The sequence below is a fragment of the Natronospirillum sp. genome, from assembly GCF_022565775.1.
Taxonomy (GTDB): domain Bacteria; phylum Pseudomonadota; class Gammaproteobacteria; order Pseudomonadales; family Natronospirillaceae; genus Natronospirillum.
The window spans coordinates 25,585-43,612 of sequence record NZ_JAIUMC010000008.1 but is presented as its reverse complement, the minus strand read 5'-3'; the positions used below and the strand labels follow the sequence as shown (position 1 = coordinate 43,612).

Here is an 18,028-nt window from a genome sequence, read left to right as displayed (position 1 = left end):
GGACGACTATAATAACTGTGGGAGTTTCATCCACAGCGTGACTCAAGGAGCAGAACATGACACACCCCCGCGGCAAATTAAAGCCTTTCGCATTGACCCTGCTGATACTGGTATTCGGCCTGCTGGGCCATGCCCAGGCCGTTGATTACTGGTCAGGAGGTGTGGGCGCTGAATCGCGCGCTGACGCGCCAAGTGGGCATAATACCCATTTCGAGTTTTTCGAGCGCAATGGTTCCTATCTGACCGGTCTTGAAGTGAGGATATCGGAAGTGGACGGGGGTAATGTTCTGCTGGACACCGACCATGTCGGTCCCTGGCTGAGAGTTGACTTGCCGGACGGCTACTATCGTATCGAAGCCACCCGGCCAAGCAACGGCGAGGTTCAGCGGGTGCGCTTCGAGGTCACCAATAGCCGAACGGAAGGCCTGATGGGGCTGCGCTACATGGAGTGATCCATCACTTCGCGCAGGCTCTGCTCTGTCAGGGGGTCCAGATAGAGCAGCCAGTCGTCAACACAGTGGGTGTCCTCACCGGGATGCCCATGCAGTCGGTAGGCGGGATTCACATCGGTCAGCACGACCGCATCGGCCTGATCGGTGCGTTTGCCGTTAACGTAAAGCTGCACGCCATCGTGTCGCGCTCCGGAATCTGACGCATTGATGGTCAGGGCGACATGACTCCATTCGGTGGCCGGCAAGGCAGGCCCTTTCAGATGCACGTGCCAGTCCTGGAGACGATCCCAGAGCAGTACATCCAGTTGCGACGGATTCGCCAGAACTCTGAGCCCGGACTGTGGCGTAAAATCCGACGAGAAGAGTCGGCGCGTGCTGTCCACCGGCAACCCGGGATTGATCCAGAAGGCAAAGGTCAGCACCGTGTATTGCAGGGGTTCTTCCAGTTCTTCCGAATTCATGACAAAGCGCAAATCACCGTACTGCAGGCAAGCAGCCTGACCGCGCTTGCCGGGCTCATAGGACAGGTGTTCCGGGTCAAACTGGATATGGGTCGGGGGCAGAAGTGCGTTTTCCCGTCCCGCCGTGATTCTGTCGCCCGGCGCCTGGATGTCATCATGATCGGCCGAAAACCAGAGCACGGAGCCCGGATAGTCGTATGCACCAATAGCGGCCTGGCGGGCATCAGATTGCTGCGGCTTTTCACACCCGGCGACCAGCAGGCCAAGCGTCAGAGCAGCGATGACTCGCAGGTCACTCCACCACATCGACATTGCGCACATCCATCAGACTGTCCTCATTCATACCCGGGCCCGATGGTGTCAGCAGCCCCCCAGCATGATTGTAGATCACGGTGTCATGGATGAACGGGTGGAAACTATCCGAGGATCGACCGTAGTTGGGCGCAAAGGCGTAAAACATATTGCGCACATCATTGCCACTGCGCTGCAATTGCGGTGATTCAGCATCACCGACCAGCGCACAATTGCGCACACCCGAATTGTCATTGCTGCCGGTCAGCACAATGGCCCGCTTGTAGCTGCTGGCAATCACACAGCCATCGACGATCTGATCGTTCTCGATCCATACGCCGTGGTCCTGCAGACCATAGGCCTGAATATTGCGCAGCACGAAATCTCCCGGACCAATGGCGGCACCGTCGCCGCGGAAACCGCGGAAGAAGAAACCCATGCCGCGCGTCTGCGGCGGATAGATGTTGCCATCGGCCGGACCACGGGCCACCTCGCCATCAACCCAGGAAATGGTGTGGGCCCTGTTGTCCTCAAAAATCATCGGCGCGGGCGCCACTATCTCCCAGTCTTCCCAGTCGCGCGGCCACATGGCACTGGCCTGGTTCTGATTGCTGTTGCCACTGTACATCCGATACAGGCCACGCTCGTCGTCCCAACGGGCTCGACCAACAAAGGCAGCACTGTTGAAGAAGCCGGTGCCACGCTCGGTCACCCCAGCCGCCACATTGCCGCGCAGCGTATTGAAAGGATTTTCGCCCCAGAAAGCACCCACCTTGTCTTCTTCCTGACAGGAGCTGGTCTGGGGAATGGTGACCGCCCGGCGCTCAAAACAGGGACTGGCCCGCTGGTCGGTGCCCGGCACCCGAATCTGCCGCCGCAAAAACGCTGTCTTCTCCGGGTCGAGCACATTGTGCACCAGCATGGCCAGATTGCGTGACAGGGTATTGCCGAACTCGGTGCCGTCCTCTGCAAACACGAACGCATGATTGCTGATGTCATAACCGACATTGTTGTCGACCACCACGCCCGTCGTGCCATGCAGGTTCACTGCCCGCTGAAACGAGGAGTGGACACTGCTGTTGCGGATATAGTCGCCCGTGGCGTCGATGGAGTCGATCAGCCACTGATCCATCTGCTGACGGTCGTCTTCGCCAAGTTGGACATACATGTTTCTGCCGTTGTTGTTCACTGTATACAAGCGCCAGCGCTCTACATTGGTACTGGGCATCTCGTCCGGTTTGCCCGGCCCCTCATAGCGATCCCACATAGCCTTGAATTCAGCCCTGGCATAGATGGCTTCCATGTTGTCCACATAGGGCCGGTGCCAGTGGGAACAATATCGGCCCTGACTGCCCTGCTGACCACAATGACGCAACTCCAGGCCGGAGATGTTCACTGTAGACGGATACATATACATGGTGTGCACGCCGTAATTATGGTCTACGGAACTGTCATCACCTTCGAACACGATATTGCGACTCAGCAGCGCCACTTCGGCGCGCAGGTCCAGTTCGCGCAGCTCGTCGCTGCCATCACGGTAGTATTCGACATGGCCACTGCGCGGATAGGTCACGGCACGGTCCAGATAGATCCGGCGCCCCTGTACCGACTCGATGGTGAAATCTTCCGCTTCGGTGGCAATGAAACCGGTAGGCGCCAGCGCAATGCGGTCTCCCGGCTGCCAGCCGGTGGAACTGGTCAACAGCAGGCTGGTATCACCGGGCTCTGCGGGCTCGTCAAGCTGCGTCCAGGTTCGCTTCATGGCGCTTTCGCTGTACACCGACAGGGTTCCGCCGCCCATCACCATCAAGGTTTTGTAGTTGCCAAAGTCGGTACGGGCCTCTCTCTCGCCGTCAGCATCCACATGCCACAGTGCCTGCCCACGCGGCAGGCCTGCGTCCTCGTCTTCTTCCAGCAATTCGCGATAGACGCGGCGCGGGTCATTGAAAGTGATTCGAATATCGCTGGCCAGCGGGCGCTCCCGCGTGCCCAGCTCCAGTTTCGCATTGGAACCGTGCACATGAATCCAGTGGGTTTCCAGATGCGCGTCCTGGTCCTGGAACAACAATTGTCCGTGAATCATCAGAGACCGGATACTGACCTCGGGCTCGTCCATGATCACCACCTGGTTGGGACCGATCATGATATCCTGATTGGGCGCATCGGAAGGATACAGCTCGGACCAGTAGCGGGCACCGGACGGGAAAACCTGCGCCGGGCGTTCGACCACCCCGGCGGAGAATTCGACCTCGTTCAGCCGGGCATAGTGCCCCTGAGCACGGTCTTCGCTGTCATCCCAACGCACATGTTCACTGTGCCACTCGATTTCAGCTTCGCCCTCAGGCACGACAAAGGTTCGGGTTTGCCAGTCGGAGGACCCTTCAACTCTGGACACTTCTGATCCGTTCACGTGCACGGCCATGTTAGGTGACGGGTCGGCGTCATCGGCATCAAGGCGCCAGGAAAAGCGCAGCGTCCCAGGCCCTTCGAAGGTTCGCGTAATGACGTCTGTGATCATTTCCGCATCACCCTGACCCAGGCTTGAGGAAGCTGTGCCGCTGCCGTCATCAGAATCATTGCTGGAAGAGCCACCGGAGCTCCCGAAAATGCAGCCCGCCAGCAGCAGGCTGGCCATTGGCAACACTATACGGAGCGGCGTGACGTTGCGGTGTTGAGGCGCCACAGGAGACTTTCCCGGATTCATGGCCCTGACTCCCTGTTCTGTTCATTGTCTGCCGCCATGATTAAAGCAAAAGACAGCCTTTGTCAGGCCGGCGTTCGGGCAAGTGTGAAGTACTTGGCAGTTCTGCGGGCTCCAGTCACTCATGTCGCGAAATTAAGAAAATTGTGACCCGATAGGTATCAGGCCAAGCCAGCCAGATGGATAATCAGCAGCTATACTGTCAGCTGTAACATGGCAGAGGTAATATCGAATGCTGCTGCACCCCCAACTGGCCATGCGCAACCAATGGCTGCTGACCCTTTGCCTGGCCATTCTGCTGTCCGCCAAAGCCTATGGCGAGTCCGTCAGTGTGCGCTACCTGGCCTCCACCACCGGCGATCAGCGCTCCGACTATGCCATTGAGTTGCTCTATCTGGCGCTGGAGAAATCCGGCCTTGATCATACGATGGTCGGTGTCACCACGCGCATGCAGCAGCAGAGAGCCTTGCAGGAAGTGATTGCCGGGGAGCGACTTGATGTCATGTGGACCATGACCTCCGAAGACCGCGAAGCCGTCGCCCGTCCCATCCGGTTCCCGGTATACCGCGGGCTGATTGGTATCAGGTTGCCGCTGGTTACCGAGGCGCGCATCGAGAGTCTGGCCAGCGTCGAAACCCTACGTGACCTGCAGAACCTGCAGGCCGGCCAGGGTTATGGTTGGCCGGATACAGAGATCCTGGCCTATAACAGCCTGTCCGTTATTACCGGCGGCGACTACCGCCAGCTTTTCCCCATGCTGTTGCAGAATCGTTTCGACTACTTTCCCCGGTCGGTACTCGAAATCTGGGCCGAAGCCGAGGCGTATGCCGAGGACGGCATCGTGGTCAGCCCCCATCTGGCCTTGCATTATCCGGCGGCAGTCTACTATTTTGTGGCGCCCGACAATGATGCACTGGCAGAAGCGATAGAGAACGGCCTGGAGACGGCCCTGGCCGACGGCTCACTGGAAGCCCTTTTCCTCGGGTTCTATGAGCACTATCTGGCACAGGCTCGTCTGGACGATAGAGTGATACTGGAACTGGACAATCCACTGCTGCCAGCAGACACCCCTTTGGATAGAGCTGAGCTCTGGTATAGGCCCTGAGATCGGCATCAGCCCTGGCTTGATTCAGTTATCTCAGGTTTCGGAAGGCGTGAGCCGCAGCCGCTCGGCCATCAGCACGGCCTGAGTCCGGTTGTTGATATCGAGCTTGCGGAAGATGGCGGTGATATGGGCCTTGACCGTCGCTTCGGTGATGCCCAGCGCATAGGCGATCTGCTTGTTCAGCAGACCTTCGTGCAAATGGCAGAGCACCCGGTATTGCTGGGGCGTCAGTTCAGCCACCTTGTGGGCCAGATCCTGATCTTCCCGGGACAGCCCGGCGAGCCGGTCTGCCACGCCTTCAGGTACCCAGGTATCGCCGTCGAGAATGCTTTGAATGGCTTCCGCGATCTGGTTTGAGGGCAGAGATTTGGGGATGAAGCCCAGTGCGCCGAAGCCGATGCAACGGGCCATGATGGCCGGGTCTTCGCTGCCTGAAATGATCGCGACGGGCAACAGGGGATAGTCTTCACGGACCCGGATCAGGCCATAGAGATCACCACTGCCCGGCATATGCAGATCGAGCAGCAGCAGGTCGACATCGTCGTCCTCTTCCAGCGCCGCCAGCGTGGCTTCCAGGCTGTCGGCTTCGCGCAATTCCAGGGCAGCAAACTGCTTCGCGAGCGCCCCCTGAAGGGCCTCGCGAAACAGGGGGTGATCATCTGCTACAAGGAATCTAGCCATCAGCCTCGGTGGTCTGTCGCCGTTCGTGTTCCTGAATCAGCGACTCTACCACAGAGGGGTCAGCCAGCGTAGAGGTATCCCCCAGGCTGCCATAATCGTTGGTGGCGATCTTGCGCAAGATGCGCCGCATGATCTTGCCGGATCGGGTCTTGGGCAGGCCGCCGGCCCACTGGATCACATCCGGTGTGGCAATCGGGCTCAGCTCGGTGCGCACCCATTGGCGCAGCTCTTTTTCCAGCGCAGCGCTCGGCTCGACGCCCTCGCTCAGGGTGACATAGACGTAGATGCCCTGCCCCTTGAGGTCATGTGGATACCCGACAACCGCCGCCTCAGCCACGGCTTCATGGGCCACCAGTGCACTCTCGATTTCGGCGGTGCCCAGACGATGACCGGAGACGTTCAGCACGTCATCTACCCGGCCGGTGATCCAGTAGTGGCCATCGGCATCGCACCGTGCCCCGTCACCGGTGAAATACATGCCGGGATAGCTGCTGAAATAGGTCTGCACGAAGCGCTCATGGTCGCCCCAGAGCGTTCGGGCCTGGCCGGGCCAGGAATCCAGCAGTACCAGATTACCCTGAACCTCGCCGGGTTCAGTCAGTTCGTTGCCTTCGTTGTCCACCAGCGCCGGGCGCACGCCGAAGAAGGGCAGCATGGCGGAGCCCGGTTTCATGTCACAAACGCCGGGCAGTGGGGTCATCAGCGCGCCGCCGGTTTCAGTCTGCCACCAGGTGTCGACGATGGGCGACTGGCCGTTGCCCATCTTTTCGAAGTACCAGTTCCAGGCTTCCGGATTGATCGGTTCGCCGACACTGCCCAGCAGGCGCAGTGTGGAACGGTTACTGGTACCCGTTGATTCTTCACCCTTGGCCATCAGGGCCCGCACCAGCGTCGGTGCCGTGTAGAGAATGGTCACGCCATGCTTGTCGATAATCTCGCCCACACGGCCCGGCCCCGGAGACGTCGGGACACCTTCGAAAAGGACACTGGTCGTCCCGTTGGCCAGCGGACCATAGACAATATAGGTGTGGCCGGTAATCCAGCCCACATCGGCAGCACACCAGTAGATGTCATCATCCTGCAGATCGAAGATGGCTTCATGGGTCAGCGAGGCATACACCATATACCCGCCAGTGGTGTGCAGCACGCCCTTGGGTTTGCCGGTCGAGCCGGAGGTGTAGAGGATGAACAGTGGATCTTCGGCGTTCATTTCTTCGGCCGGGCACTGCACATCGGCAGCCTCGACCAGTGTCTTCCAATCGAGGTCTCTCCCTTCTGTCCAGCTCACGTCTGCGCCGGTGTGGCGCAGTACCACCACGTCGGTGACACTCGGGCAGGCGTCATTCTTCAGTGCCTGATCCACATTGGCCTTGAGTGGAATACGATGGCCACCGCGCTTGCCCTCATCACTGGTAATCACCACCCTGGCGGAACAATCGTTCACCCGATCAGCTATCGCATTGGGTGAGAACCCGGCAAAAATCACCGAATGCACGGCACCGATACGGGCACAGGCGAGCATGGCGATGGCGGCCTCGGGCACCATGGGCATGTAGATGGCCACCCGGTCGCCCTTGGTGACACCCAGTGACTTGAGGCTGTTGGCAAAGCGACAGACCTGCTCATGCAATTGGCCATAGGTCAGGGTGGCCTGCACATCCGGACTGTCGCCTTCCCAGATGAAAGCGACCTTGTTGCGGTTGGCGGGCAGGTGCCGGTCCAGGCAGTTGTAGCAGGCATTCAGGGTGCCGTCTTCGTACCAGCGAATGTCGACATTGTGCGGGTCGAAGGACGTATGCTTGACCTTCGAATACGGCTGGAACCAGTCTATGCGCTCGCCCTGGGCGGACCAGAACCCTTCCGGGTTGTCCAGCGAGGCGGCATAGAGTTCGGCATAGCTGTCGGGGTTGTAGCGGGTACGGCGGCCCCTGGGGTTGGGCATGGGTACAGTCACTGACATGGGAGGCTCCCTTTCTGTAACGTCGTAATTATTGTGGTGTTGACGTTATAGCCTGTCTGTCGGCAAGCGCCCATTAGACGTTGGTCGGAGGGTGGGTAGCGGCGGGGCACCCTCAGTGGCTGTTTCTGTGGGGCCACTTCGCGGCCCATAGCGCACGGGGCCGAAACGTCGGACCGACACTCCTACAAAAAGGGGTAGGTAACGCCGCCCTCGCGGAGGATCTGATCCATCACCCGAGCGGTGCCGAGTGTGGCCGCCCAGGGCATGCCCGGGCATTCGAGCTGACCGGCCCGGATGGCCTGCTGGGCCGCCTCAATCTGGTACTCGAAGCCATTGCTCCGGTGCGGTTCGGAAAACGTCTCCATTGGTTCGTTGTCCCGACCATTCAGCCGCAGCAATCTCGCCTCGGTACTGGCCCAGAACTGCCCCAATACCTCGATGGTACCGAGCTCACCTTCGATCAGCATGCTGTTGTCCCTATTGCTCAGAAACCCGGACGTAAACTGGCTGACACAGTCACGGTATTCCAGCGTTGCTGCCGTGCGCACATCGACCCCATTGGGTGCGTGACGCACTGAAGACACCACGCGGGCAGGATCTTCACCGGTCACAAACCGGCTCATGGCAATGCAGTAGACCCCCATATCCAGCAGGTTGCCGCCTGCCAGTTCCGGGTCATACAGCCTGTTCTCGGGGTCGAAAGGCATGTGCACGCAGAAGCTGGAGCTCAGCGTGTGTACCTGGCCGATGCGCCCTTCATCCAGCCAGCGCCGCACCTGTTGCCAGACCGGCAGGAACCGCGACCAAAGAGCCTCCATAAGGAACACTCCACGCTCTTCGGCTTCGGCCATCAGCTGCTTCGCCTGGGCAGCAGTCACCGTCAGCGGCTTTTCGCACAGCACCGGCTTGCCCGCCTGCAGTGCCGCCATCGCCTGTTCGGCGTGAAACCGATGCGGGCTTGCGATGTAGACGCCATCAATCTGCGGATCGGCCAGCAGGGCGTCATAACTGTCGTGAACACGCACCGAGTAACCGCTTTCACCAAAGGTGTCGGCAAAGTCCCGGGCACGGTCGGTATTGCGGCTCGCCACCGCTGCCAGACGACCATTCGGCACAACCGGCAGAGCCCGGGCAAAGTTCTGTGCAATACGCCCCGGGGCAATGATGCCCCAGTTGAAAATCAGATTGGTCTTGTTCATTGTCTTTGGCTCAGTTACTCGTGACTCTGTAAGAACTCTACCATGAAGGTAAGCCAAGATGCGGTTTCGGTCATCTGTTGCAGACGGTAGAATGCTTTTCGACAGTCCCTCAGGAGCCTATGACACCGCATGACCACGGATCGCCGCCAACTGACCGATGACGAGCTGAACGCCGTCCTGAACACGGAAACTGCCCGCATCAACTGGCTTGAACTGCAACCGAATTTTGCCCGAGGCCAGGTGATTCATGTGGCCGACAATCTTGACCTGGTGGCAGTGGCCCGGGAAATGATCAGGGACAACAAAGCCCAATTCGAGGCCTGGACCGAGCAGGGTCAGGTCGCCGGCGTAAGCAATGAACAGGCACAGGCCTGGTATGATCAAAAAGCGGATGTCTGGGCTGTGGTGGTGGCACCCTGGGTGTTGGTGCAGTCGACTCCCGCGAGCGCACACTGACGTCCCTGCATGAGTCAGGTCCAAAGCTTTCCGCCGATTGAGCCTGCGTCAGCCCAGGTGCTGATTCTGGGCTCCATGCCGGGTAGGGCGTCGCTGCAGGCGCAGCGCTATTATGCCCACCCGCGCAATGCATTCTGGCCGATCATGAGTACGCTGTTGGGCTTCGACCTCGAGCTGCCCTATGAGCAGCGATTGGCCCGTCTGCAGGCCGCCGGAGTCGGATTATGGGATGTGCTGCAAACCTGCACCCGTGACTCCAGTCTGGATTCGGACATTGTCGAATCCAGCATCGTAGCCAATGACTTTGCCGGCTGGTTCGAACGCCATCCGGGAACACAGGCGGTGCTCTGCAATGGGCGCAAGGCCTGGGAAAGTTACCGACGCCATGTCCTGCCGGCCCTGCCCGCACCCTCTGCCGGGCTGCCTCTCCATTGTCTGCCGTCAACCAGTCCGGCATATGCGGCCATGAGTTTTTCCGACAAGCTGAAAACGTGGCAGGCAGCACTTGCGAGAATGAAATACTGATCTGGATCAACGACTGTTCGCACGTGAGGTTTACAGTGGTATTGAGGACAACCGCTATGCACCTCAGGAGGATAATGTCATGACCAAACTAGTACTGGTACCCGTAGACGGGTCAGCCCATGCCCGGCAGGCCATCGACTTTGCTGTCGACTGGGCTCGCGGCCACGATGCGAAACTGCACCTGCTGCACGTGCCCGATCTGCCCAGCGCCAGCGAGCTGGCATTCGTGGATCGCTATTCCATTGATGTCAGCAAGACCACAGAGCGCCTGGAGATGATCGGCCAGGATATCGTTGCCGAAGCCATGGACAATGTGCGGGCGAAGGATTTCGAAGCCGTGGAAGGATCAGTCAGCATCGGCAACCCGGCACAGCAGATCGTCGACAAAGCCAAAGATCTGAAGGCAGATCTGATAGTGATAGGATCACGCGGAATGGGCGACTTCAAGAGCCTGCTGGTGGGCAGCGTGTCACACAAGGTGATGCAACACGCGCCGTGTACCTGCGTAGTGGTGCGCTAGGCGCTTGCTCTAGGCTACCTGACGGCGGCGGTTGCCACTGCTGTTGCGACTGCCGCCATTGTTGTCACTGCGCCGCTGCTGCGAGCGGCCCGAGTTGTTGCGGCCACCGTTGTTGTTGCCACCGCCATTGCGTCGAGGCTGACCCTGGCCGCCGCGGCGCGCCTGCGTCGGATCGGGTGAGGCAGGCAGGTTGTTCAACGGCTCGAAGCCATCAATCTGTTCGCGTTTCAAGGTCCGCTTGATCAGACGCTCGATGCCCTTGAGGTCATCGAATTCGTCCGCGCTGACCAGCGAATACGCATGGCCATTGGCGCCCGCGCGGCCCGTACGACCAATCCGGTGTACATAATCTTCGGACACATTCGGCAGGTCGAAGTTGACCACCTGCGGCAGTTGCTGGATATCAATACCGCGCGCGGCAATGTCAGTTGCCACCAGCGTGGTGACCTTGCCTGCCTTGAAATCTGCCAATGCCTTGGTGCGTGCCGTCTGGCTCTTGTTGCCATGAATGGCGGCAGACCGGATGCCATCGGCTTCCAGCATTTTGACCAGCTTGTTGGCGCCATGCTTGGTGCGTGAAAACACCAGTACCTGGTGCCACTTGCGATCCCGAATCAAATGACTCAGCAAGGCCGGCTTGCGCTTCTTGTCGACCGGAAAGATAGTCTGCACCACCAGTTCGGCCGTGGAGTTGCGCGGGCTGACATCCACTTCCACCGGGTCACGCACGATGGTGCGCGCCAGTTTGCGGATATCATCGGAAAACGTCGCCGAAAACATAAGGTTCTGGCGCTCATTGGGCAGCATCTTGATGACACGTCGTATGTCGTGAATAAAGCCCATGTCGAGCATGCGGTCGGCTTCGTCCAGCACCAGAATTTCCAGTTCACGGAAGTGCAATGCGTTCTGCTGGCACAGGTCCAGCAGACGACCCGGTGTCGCCACCAGAATATCCACACCTTTTTTCAGCGCCGCAATCTGCGGATGAATACCGACGCCACCAAACACCACGGCAGAGCGCAGCGGCAGGTGTCGGCCATAGGCCTTGATGCTGTCTTCGACCTGTGCCGCCAGCTCGCGGGTTGGCGTCAGCACAAGTGCCCGCACCGACCTGGGCTGTGCGCGCTGGCCTTCAGACAGGCGTTGCAACAGAGGAAGCGTAAAGCCGGCCGTTTTACCGGTGCCGGTCTGGGCTGCCGCCATGACATCACGGCCCTGAAGAACAGCGGGAATGGCTTTGGCCTGAATGGGGGATGGTTGGGTATAACCTTTCTGACGAACGGCATCAAGCAGGCTTGAAGACAAGCCGAGGGAATCAAATGACATAGTACTCTCGAAAAGTGTCACGGGTTGGGTCCGCGCGCGAGTACAATGGTTTGGGTACATCTGACTCCGGGCGGGAATTCGCGCGAAGTCTACGCGACTCGTCGGAAAATAGCCAGCATTGGTCCCGGATTGACGAATTGTCGGCAGCAGCGCATATTGCCCAGTCGAGCCCTTTCGGGCCAGCACAACAATGAAACACAGGAGACCACCATGCAGCTGTTTGGCAGCTACACTTCACCCTACGTGCGCCATTGCCGAATCGCTCTGTCGGAGACCGGCACCGAGTTTACCCTGACCGAAACCGACCACGCCGCCAGTGCAAAACAATCACCGGCGCAGCGCGTGCCCTTCATGGAGGATGGCAATGTCCGGCTGCATGATTCCGCGAGTATTCTCAAGTATGTGCGCGAACGGGCCGGTCAGGCCTGGATGGCCGATGTGCAGCAGTATGATCTCTTCTGCCTGTGCAATACCGCGCTGGATGCGACCATCAATGTGTTTCTGCTGGAGCGCTCCGGCGTAGACCCGCAGAGCAATGACTATCTGAAGCGGCAGTCGGGACGCATTCGCACCACCGTCGAGGCGCTGGAAGCACTGGCAGCGGAGCGGGGTCTGCAATGGAATGACGGCAGCATCCGCCTGGCCTGCTTCATGGACTGGGCCATCTACCGGCAGCGGTTTGATTTCAGTGCCTACCCGACGTTGACGCAATGGTTGAAGGAGGCGTCTGCGCGCGACGAATTCAAGGCCACCGCACCACCGCCGCAATAAGCGATGCTGTTGCTCAGGGCCGGAGGGCCAACCAGGCCTTGAAACTGGTGTTCTCGAACACGGGTTGCACCGACGTGAACCCGGCCTGACGCAACAGTTGCTCGTTGTCATCCTCGGACAGGGGCACCAGCACCCCGTCCAGACTTCGATCCTTGGCGTCGATTTCCGCCTGGGTGTAGCCCTGACTTCGCTTGAACGCATGATGCACCCGCCGGCATCTGGTCTCGAAGTCGGGGTCCCGGCGGATAACTTTCTCCGCCAGTATCAACCCGCCGCCCGGCCTCAGCCCGGCACAGAGTCGTTGCAGCAGCGGCAGACGATCTGTCATCGGGACAAACTGCAGGGTATAGCAGAGAATCACCAGATCATTCGGTGATGCGTCCTGCCCGGTTGCAGGCTGCAACGGATAGTTCCGGATATCGGCGCAGTGGTATTCCAGATTGTCATGACGACGACGCTGGGCAGCAGCCACCATGGTCGGCTCGGCATCAACCCCACAGATACGGCTGTCCGGACAGGCCTGACTGAGCCGCTCTGCCAGTGCGCCAGTCGAGCAGCCCAGCTCATAGATCCAGCCACCGGGTCGGGCCAGGTCCGAGGCCAGACCGCAGATCAGTTCATGGAGCTGGTCGTAGAACGGAATCGACCGACGGATGTGGTCGTCAAAGCTGCGCCAGGTTTCCCCACCGAAGGTCCACGCTCTTGGTGACGCAAAAATGCCATCCCCGACGCTATTCTCGGCGTCAGCGGCTGCCTCGCCATAGTTCGCCGCGGGTCTGCGCAACAGCCAGAAATTCTGCTGCAGCGTTTCATAAGCGGCTTCATAGCTGCTCAGATGGCCGCTGTCGATCAATTCGAATCCGCTGGCGGCAAACCAGTTCTGATATTGCTCCGCCGGTCGGTGCGCCAGCACGCGGCGTCGGCCCGGCCACAGGAAGCGCCAGCGCTGCCACAGCGGCACAGGCACATGCTGCAATGCCAGTCGGGGCACCGGGGGTTGCCGCCAGAAGCGCCCCTGCGCCAGCAATCGGCGCCAGCCGGTGTCCGGCGTTCGGCAGCTTTCACGCACGAACAGCCAGCCACCAGGCTTCAGACTTTGGTAGAGATTGCTCAGCAGACGATGGTTGTCCTCCTCCTCCAGGTACATCAGCAACCAGTTGCTGAATACCAGGTCATGGCGCTGCCGACCCAGATCAGCCTGTACCGCATCGCCCAGTTGATAGTCGATATTGGTGAGGTCAGCATGGCGGCTCCGGTTTTCAGCCAGGGCGCCCTCGGACAGGTCCAGAGCCGTTACCCGGTCTGCCCGCGCGGCCAGCCGACCGGTGAAGCGGCCACTGCCGGCCCCCAGGTCCAGTACCTGATAGCCCTGCAAATCCGGAAGGTGGTCTTCGATCTCCTGCAGCTCGGCCTCGTTGAGGGCCTGCAGGGTCGGATCCTGCGCCAGCAATTCACCGAAATTCCCGGGGGTGGCGCGCTGCCAGTAGGCCTTGCCGAACAACTGACTCATAACCACTCTGCCCTGGCGGTCAGCGCATCCTTGGCCATGGCCGCCATGATCCAGTCCCGAAACTCGCGCATGGCATAGGTCATGGGTCGGTCTTTCTCGTAGACCAGATAGAAGGACTTGCCCTTGCTCAGCGTGATATCGAGCGGAATCACCAGTTGCCCGGACTGGATTTCTTCGGTTATCAGGTTGATGTCGGCCAGCGCGACGCCCAATCCCCTTGCCGCTGCCCCCGTAGTCAGCAGCGAACTGGACAGCATCATGCTTTTGCGCCGCTCCTTGTAGGTGGCCCCCGCCGCTTCAAACCACATGGGCCAGTCTTCCGGCCGCTTGCTGACATGCAGCAATGTGTGCCAACCGAGGTCTTCAGGCTGGTCAATCGGATGTCGTTCCAGCAGCTCGGGCGAGCACACCGGCACCAGTTCTGATGACTTGAGAAAATGGCAGGTGACATCATCCCACTCGCCATCCCCGTAGTAGACGGCCATGTCCATGCTGCTGTGGGGAAAATCAATCAGCCCGGTAGACGCCGAGATATCCAATTCGATATTGGGGTGCTCGTCATAAAACCGGCTCATGCGTGGCAGCAACCAGCGGGTCAGAAAAGCTGGGGCCACGGCCAGGCGCAACTCTCCGCTGCCGTGCTCACTCAGCAGCTTCTGAGTGGCTGTTTCAATACTGCGCAGTGCCTTTTGCACTGTTTTCAGGTAGGCCCGGCCCGCCGACGTCAGCTCCACGCGACGGGTCTGGCGGATGAACAGATCAAGCTCCAGAAAGGTTTCCAGCGATTTCACCTGATGGCTGACCGCAGACGGGGTGACATGCAGCTCACCGGCAGCTTTCTGGAAACTGCCCATGCGCGCTGCAGCCTCGAAGCTGCGCAGACTGTTCAGTGGCGGAAGACGCTTGATAGCAAACCCCTACAGATGAATTTTATTCACCTACCAGTTGAGAAACGATCGTTTGTGACCCTGCAGGCGATCCTTATCATACCGGTATGCAGGCCAAACAGAAGCGGCCTGCCAAAATTGTTAACCGGTTGATGGAGACCTGAAATGAGTAAAGACTTTGAACCCAATATCGTTGTAGACCGGTTCGGCAACCTGGACATTATGTATTATGAAGAACAGGCGCGTCGCATGCGCTCTGAAGCCTTCTTTGACAGTGTAAAGGTTGTTGGCCAAAGCGTCCGCACCGCTCTACTGTTTCTCGGCGCGGTCACCGGTCGCGGCCTGACTCAACTGGGTGATACCCTGCAGTCACTGAGCAAGGTTTCGCGGCAGGCCTGAGAGCGAGCTCAGGGCTCTCCCGGGGGCGAGTGCACCCGACCCGCTTTTCCGTTATTCTGCCTGCCGGTTTTTTCAATCCTGCGGGCATCGTGAACCAGAGCATTGCATCCCAACCCCTGCCTGTTGCCGGCGCAGCAACTGCGCCCGCACTGACTGACGAGCAACAGGCAGTGGTGTCCGGTCGACATCACCACCAGCGAGTCATTGCCGTTGCCGGATCCGGCAAGACGGCAACATTGCTGGCACAGGCCAACGCACTGCTCGATGACGGCGTCAACCCGCGCCGCCTGCTGGTGCTCATGTACAACCGCACCGCACGCAACGACTTCCTCGGCCGCTTCTCGCGCCAACGCCAGGGCACATTGCCCGACGTGCGCACCTTTCATGCGCTGGGACTGAGCATCTATCGCACCCTGGTCAGCACCGGCGACCTGCCAGCGTGGCAGGGTGACATCATGAGTGACCGCGACCTGGAACCCAGAATCTGGCACTGGCTGCAGGAGCTGGCCACCACCGGAGAGCAGGCGCAGGACATTCAGGCCAACCGGCGCAAATGGGTCGAGCCGGCGATGAATTTCATCGAGCGGGTGAAATCCGGGCTGGACTCCCCGGACATCGTGTTTGACCAGCTCAACCTGAACCTGCAGGCCCAGCCCTTTATCCGGGTCTACAATCGGCTGGAGCAGTGGCGCAAGGAACATCGCCGAATCACCTATGCCGACATGCTTCACGACCCGGTCCGGCTGTTTGCGCAAAACCCCGAGCTAGCCGCCCGCTTTGCCGATCATCTCGACCACGTCATTGTCGACGAGTTCCAGGACATCAATGCCTGTCAGCACCTGCTGCTGGACACGGTGGCCGGCACTCGAGCCACGGTAACCATCGTCGGTGACCCGGATCAAACCATCTATGAATTCCGCGGCTCCAGTCCGACCTTCATGCTGCATCATTTTCCCGAGCGGTATCCGACTGCAGAGACGCGCACCCTGAGCGCCAGCTTTCGTTATGGCCCGGAGCTCGCCCGCATCGCCAATGCCCTGATTGCCCACAACCGGCAGCGTGAAGCGGTGCAGACCCGCGCTCACCCTGGGGCCGCGTCGACGCAGGTACACCTGCAGCAGACGGACGACGAAGTCGCCGCCATCACGACCCTGTTGCAGCGCTGGGCCGCCGAAGGAGAGCTCCATGATGTCGCCATTCTGCACCGCCTTTGGGCCCAGGCGGGCAGACTGGAACTGCAACTGCTGACCGATCAGGTGCCGTTCGAGCTGGAACACGGCGGTTCAGTGCTGCAACGCAGTGAGCTGCGCCCACTGCTGGCCCTGCTCCGCCTGGCTGGGGGAGAATTGCAGACGGCCACTCCGGAGCAGCGCTTTGAGCTCTGGCACTGCCTGCTGAGCCAGCCCTTTCCGAAGATTCAGCGCAAGATACTGCGTGAAGTGGCACAGGCCGCTGCCCGGTCAGACCTGCCGCCCTATCGCGCCCTGATGGCCAGCCTGCCCGACCGGCTGTCTTACTGGCAGCAGGACCAACTGGCTCTGCGTGCTGATGTCATCCGCCTGACAGAACAGCCACAAGTAACCGCCAGTCGGCTGTTCAGCAGTTGGCTGAACCAGACCGATTACCTGAACAGTTTCGATGAAAGTGCTTTTTCTGCCCAGCAGGCCGACGAGCAGAAGGAGACCGTGCGCGGTTTTCTTACCTTCATGCGCCAGCATGACAGACCGGCAGTAGAGGTGATGAGCTGGTTGAATGACCTGCTGACCCAGCGCCAGGCGCAATCGGACACTGTGCCGGCGGTGCGCCTGACCAGTTTGCACAAGGCAAAAGGCAGAGAGTGGCGGCGGGTGATCATTCCCGGGCTGAACCGGCACTTTTATCCCTATCGCCCGGAGGGGCATCTGCGTCTGCCGGTCGATGAAGAAGGAGAGCGACGCCTGCTATACGTAGGTATCACACGCGCCAGAGAGGAACTGCACCTGCTGACCCCCAAAGACTGGCAGGAGCAGAGTGCCTTTGTGCAGGAACTGGGGCTCGACAAGGCCCGTTGACTACTCGGTTTCAGCCGCCTCATCCGCCCGTTTGCGGGCATGCATCCGCTTGGCGACCGACAGAATCAGCACAAAGACGAACAGACCGATCGTGTGCCCCCAGACCACTTCTCCGAAACCCATGTACACCACACCGAAGCAGGCCATGAACACCAGCATGCCCCAGGCGTAGGCCGAAAAACGGCTGAAGTGCCACCAGCGAAACCACAACGCCGGCGAGGCCAGAAGAATGGCAAACAGAATCAGGTAGGTCACAATCACGAATCGGAGCCCTCTGTAGCCGCTGTGCCCGGTTTGAACCGCAGCGACACCGAATTGATGCAGTAGCGTTGCCCGGTCGGCGCCGGGCCATCCGGAAAGACATGCCCCAGATGGGCATCACAGGTGGCGCACAGCACCTCGACCCGATGCATGCCCAGACTGCGGTCGTCACGCTTGATCACCCGGTCGCTGGCCATCACATCACTGAACGAGGGCCAGCCGCAACCGGCATCGAATTTGGTGTCATGGGTAAACAGAGGTGCATCACAGCAGATGCAGTGATAGGTACCGGGTTTGAACAGATCCCAGTACTCCCCGGTGAAGGGCCGTTCGGTGCCGGCCTGACGGGCCACCCGATAACTGTCCTCGGTCAGTGCTTTCCGCCATTCCGCGTCGCTTTTTTCAACCCTGCTCATGGCCCAATGCGCCTTCTCAACGATGTGGCCAGACTTTACAAAGACCCGGCCAGTGA

At 59.9% G+C, this 18,028-nt stretch carries 18 protein-coding genes; 8 read left to right on the top strand and 10 right to left on the bottom strand.

Translation table 11 applies throughout. The features are described from left to right. Positions 1 to 56: 56 nt before the first annotated feature. Positions 57 to 452, top strand: coding sequence for a hypothetical protein (locus LAT62_RS03505; protein WP_293379031.1), 396 nt, complete (start codon positions 57 to 59; stop codon positions 450 to 452). On the opposite strand, the gene LAT62_RS03500 is transcribed toward LAT62_RS03505, so the two are convergent. Together LAT62_RS03500 and LAT62_RS03495 are read right to left on the bottom strand one after the other, a co-directional pair. Then, positions 440 to 1,225 (bottom strand): LamG-like jellyroll fold domain-containing protein, encoded by a 786-nt coding sequence (locus tag LAT62_RS03500; RefSeq protein ID WP_293379028.1) that lies wholly within the window; start codon positions 1,223 to 1,225, stop codon positions 440 to 442. The genes LAT62_RS03505 and LAT62_RS03500 overlap by 13 nt on opposite strands. Then, the gene (locus LAT62_RS03495) at positions 1,206 to 3,908 is read right to left on the bottom strand and encodes a G8 domain-containing protein (protein WP_293379025.1); all 2,703 of its coding nucleotides are present in this window, start codon (positions 3,906 to 3,908) and stop codon (positions 1,206 to 1,208) included. Before LAT62_RS03495 ends, LAT62_RS03500 begins: the two co-directional genes overlap by 20 nt. 229 nt (positions 3,909 to 4,137) lie before the next feature. On the opposite strand from LAT62_RS03495, the gene LAT62_RS03490 reads away from it, so the two are divergent. Then, complete coding sequence (locus LAT62_RS03490) at positions 4,138 to 5,010, top strand: hypothetical protein (protein WP_293379022.1); 873 nt, start codon at positions 4,138 to 4,140, stop codon at positions 5,008 to 5,010. Between the two features lie 33 nt (positions 5,011 to 5,043). On the opposite strand, the gene LAT62_RS03485 is transcribed toward LAT62_RS03490, so the two are convergent. From LAT62_RS03485 to LAT62_RS03475, 3 genes are all read right to left on the bottom strand, one after another. Then, a complete protein-coding gene (locus tag LAT62_RS03485; protein ID WP_293379019.1) occupies positions 5,044 to 5,691 on the bottom strand; it encodes a response regulator transcription factor in 648 nt (215 codons plus the stop codon). Further along, a complete protein-coding gene (gene acs, locus LAT62_RS03480) occupies positions 5,684 to 7,651 on the bottom strand; it encodes an acetate--CoA ligase (RefSeq protein WP_293379016.1) in 1,968 nt (655 codons plus the stop codon). Before acs ends, LAT62_RS03485 begins: the two co-directional genes overlap by 8 nt. A 182-nt stretch (positions 7,652 to 7,833) precedes the next feature. Continuing rightward, a complete protein-coding gene (locus LAT62_RS03475; RefSeq protein WP_293379013.1) occupies positions 7,834 to 8,850 on the bottom strand; it encodes a Gfo/Idh/MocA family oxidoreductase in 1,017 nt (338 codons plus the stop codon). A gap of 129 nt (positions 8,851 to 8,979) precedes the next feature. Between LAT62_RS03475 and LAT62_RS03470 the strand changes: the two genes are divergently transcribed. The 3 genes from LAT62_RS03470 (at position 8,980) to LAT62_RS03460 (ending at position 10,351) form a co-directional block, all read left to right on the top strand. Beyond that, positions 8,980 to 9,306, top strand: a complete 327-nt coding sequence (locus tag LAT62_RS03470) for a DUF2288 family protein (RefSeq protein ID WP_293379010.1) — start codon at positions 8,980 to 8,982, stop codon at positions 9,304 to 9,306. A gap of 9 nt (positions 9,307 to 9,315) precedes the next feature. Beyond that, positions 9,316 to 9,831 carry a DNA-deoxyinosine glycosylase gene (locus LAT62_RS03465; protein WP_293379008.1) on the top strand — a complete coding sequence of 172 codons (516 nt, stop codon included), beginning with the start codon at positions 9,316 to 9,318 and terminating at the stop codon, positions 9,829 to 9,831. A 79-nt stretch (positions 9,832 to 9,910) separates the two neighbouring features. Then, on the top strand, positions 9,911 to 10,351 hold the full coding sequence (locus tag LAT62_RS03460; RefSeq protein WP_293379005.1) for a universal stress protein: 441 nt from the start codon (positions 9,911 to 9,913) through the stop codon (positions 10,349 to 10,351). A gap of 9 nt (positions 10,352 to 10,360) precedes the next feature. Here LAT62_RS03460 and LAT62_RS03455 read toward each other — a convergent pair whose 3' ends face one another. Further along, a complete protein-coding gene (locus LAT62_RS03455; RefSeq protein ID WP_293379002.1) occupies positions 10,361 to 11,677 on the bottom strand; it encodes a DEAD/DEAH box helicase in 1,317 nt (438 codons plus the stop codon). 210 nt (positions 11,678 to 11,887) lie between these two features. On the opposite strand from LAT62_RS03455, the gene LAT62_RS03450 reads away from it, so the two are divergent. Continuing rightward, complete coding sequence (locus LAT62_RS03450; RefSeq protein ID WP_293378999.1) at positions 11,888 to 12,448, top strand: glutathione S-transferase family protein; 561 nt, start codon at positions 11,888 to 11,890, stop codon at positions 12,446 to 12,448. Positions 12,449 to 12,461: 13 nt separating this feature from the next. Here the strand turns inward: LAT62_RS03450 and LAT62_RS03445 are convergent, their stop codons facing one another. Both LAT62_RS03445 and gcvA read right to left on the bottom strand, forming a co-directional pair. After that, a complete protein-coding gene (locus LAT62_RS03445; protein WP_293378996.1) occupies positions 12,462 to 13,958 on the bottom strand; it encodes a methyltransferase domain-containing protein in 1,497 nt (498 codons plus the stop codon). Beyond that, entirely contained in the window at positions 13,955 to 14,866 is a 912-nt protein-coding gene (gene gcvA / locus LAT62_RS03440; protein ID WP_293379089.1) for a transcriptional regulator GcvA, read from the bottom strand. The genes LAT62_RS03445 and gcvA overlap by 4 nt, the downstream gene beginning before the upstream one ends. A gap of 144 nt (positions 14,867 to 15,010) precedes the next feature. Between gcvA and LAT62_RS03435 the strand changes: the two genes are divergently transcribed. Both LAT62_RS03435 and LAT62_RS03430 read left to right on the top strand, forming a co-directional pair. Further along, positions 15,011 to 15,244, top strand: coding sequence for an RSP_7527 family protein (locus tag LAT62_RS03435; protein WP_293378993.1), 234 nt, complete (start codon positions 15,011 to 15,013; stop codon positions 15,242 to 15,244). An 89-nt stretch (positions 15,245 to 15,333) separates the two neighbouring features. Next, on the top strand, positions 15,334 to 17,295 hold the full coding sequence (locus LAT62_RS03430) for an ATP-dependent helicase (protein WP_293378990.1): 1,962 nt from the start codon (positions 15,334 to 15,336) through the stop codon (positions 17,293 to 17,295). Here the strand turns inward: LAT62_RS03430 and LAT62_RS03425 are convergent, their stop codons facing one another. Together LAT62_RS03425 and msrB are read right to left on the bottom strand one after the other, a co-directional pair. After that, positions 17,296 to 17,556 (bottom strand): hypothetical protein, encoded by a 261-nt coding sequence (locus LAT62_RS03425; protein WP_293378987.1) that lies wholly within the window; start codon positions 17,554 to 17,556, stop codon positions 17,296 to 17,298. Further along, positions 17,553 to 17,972: a peptide-methionine (R)-S-oxide reductase MsrB gene (gene msrB / locus LAT62_RS03420; protein WP_293378984.1), complete on the bottom strand. Its 420-nt coding sequence runs from the start codon at positions 17,970 to 17,972 to the stop codon at positions 17,553 to 17,555. The genes LAT62_RS03425 and msrB overlap by 4 nt, the downstream gene beginning before the upstream one ends. Positions 17,973 to 18,028 lie beyond the last annotated feature (56 nt).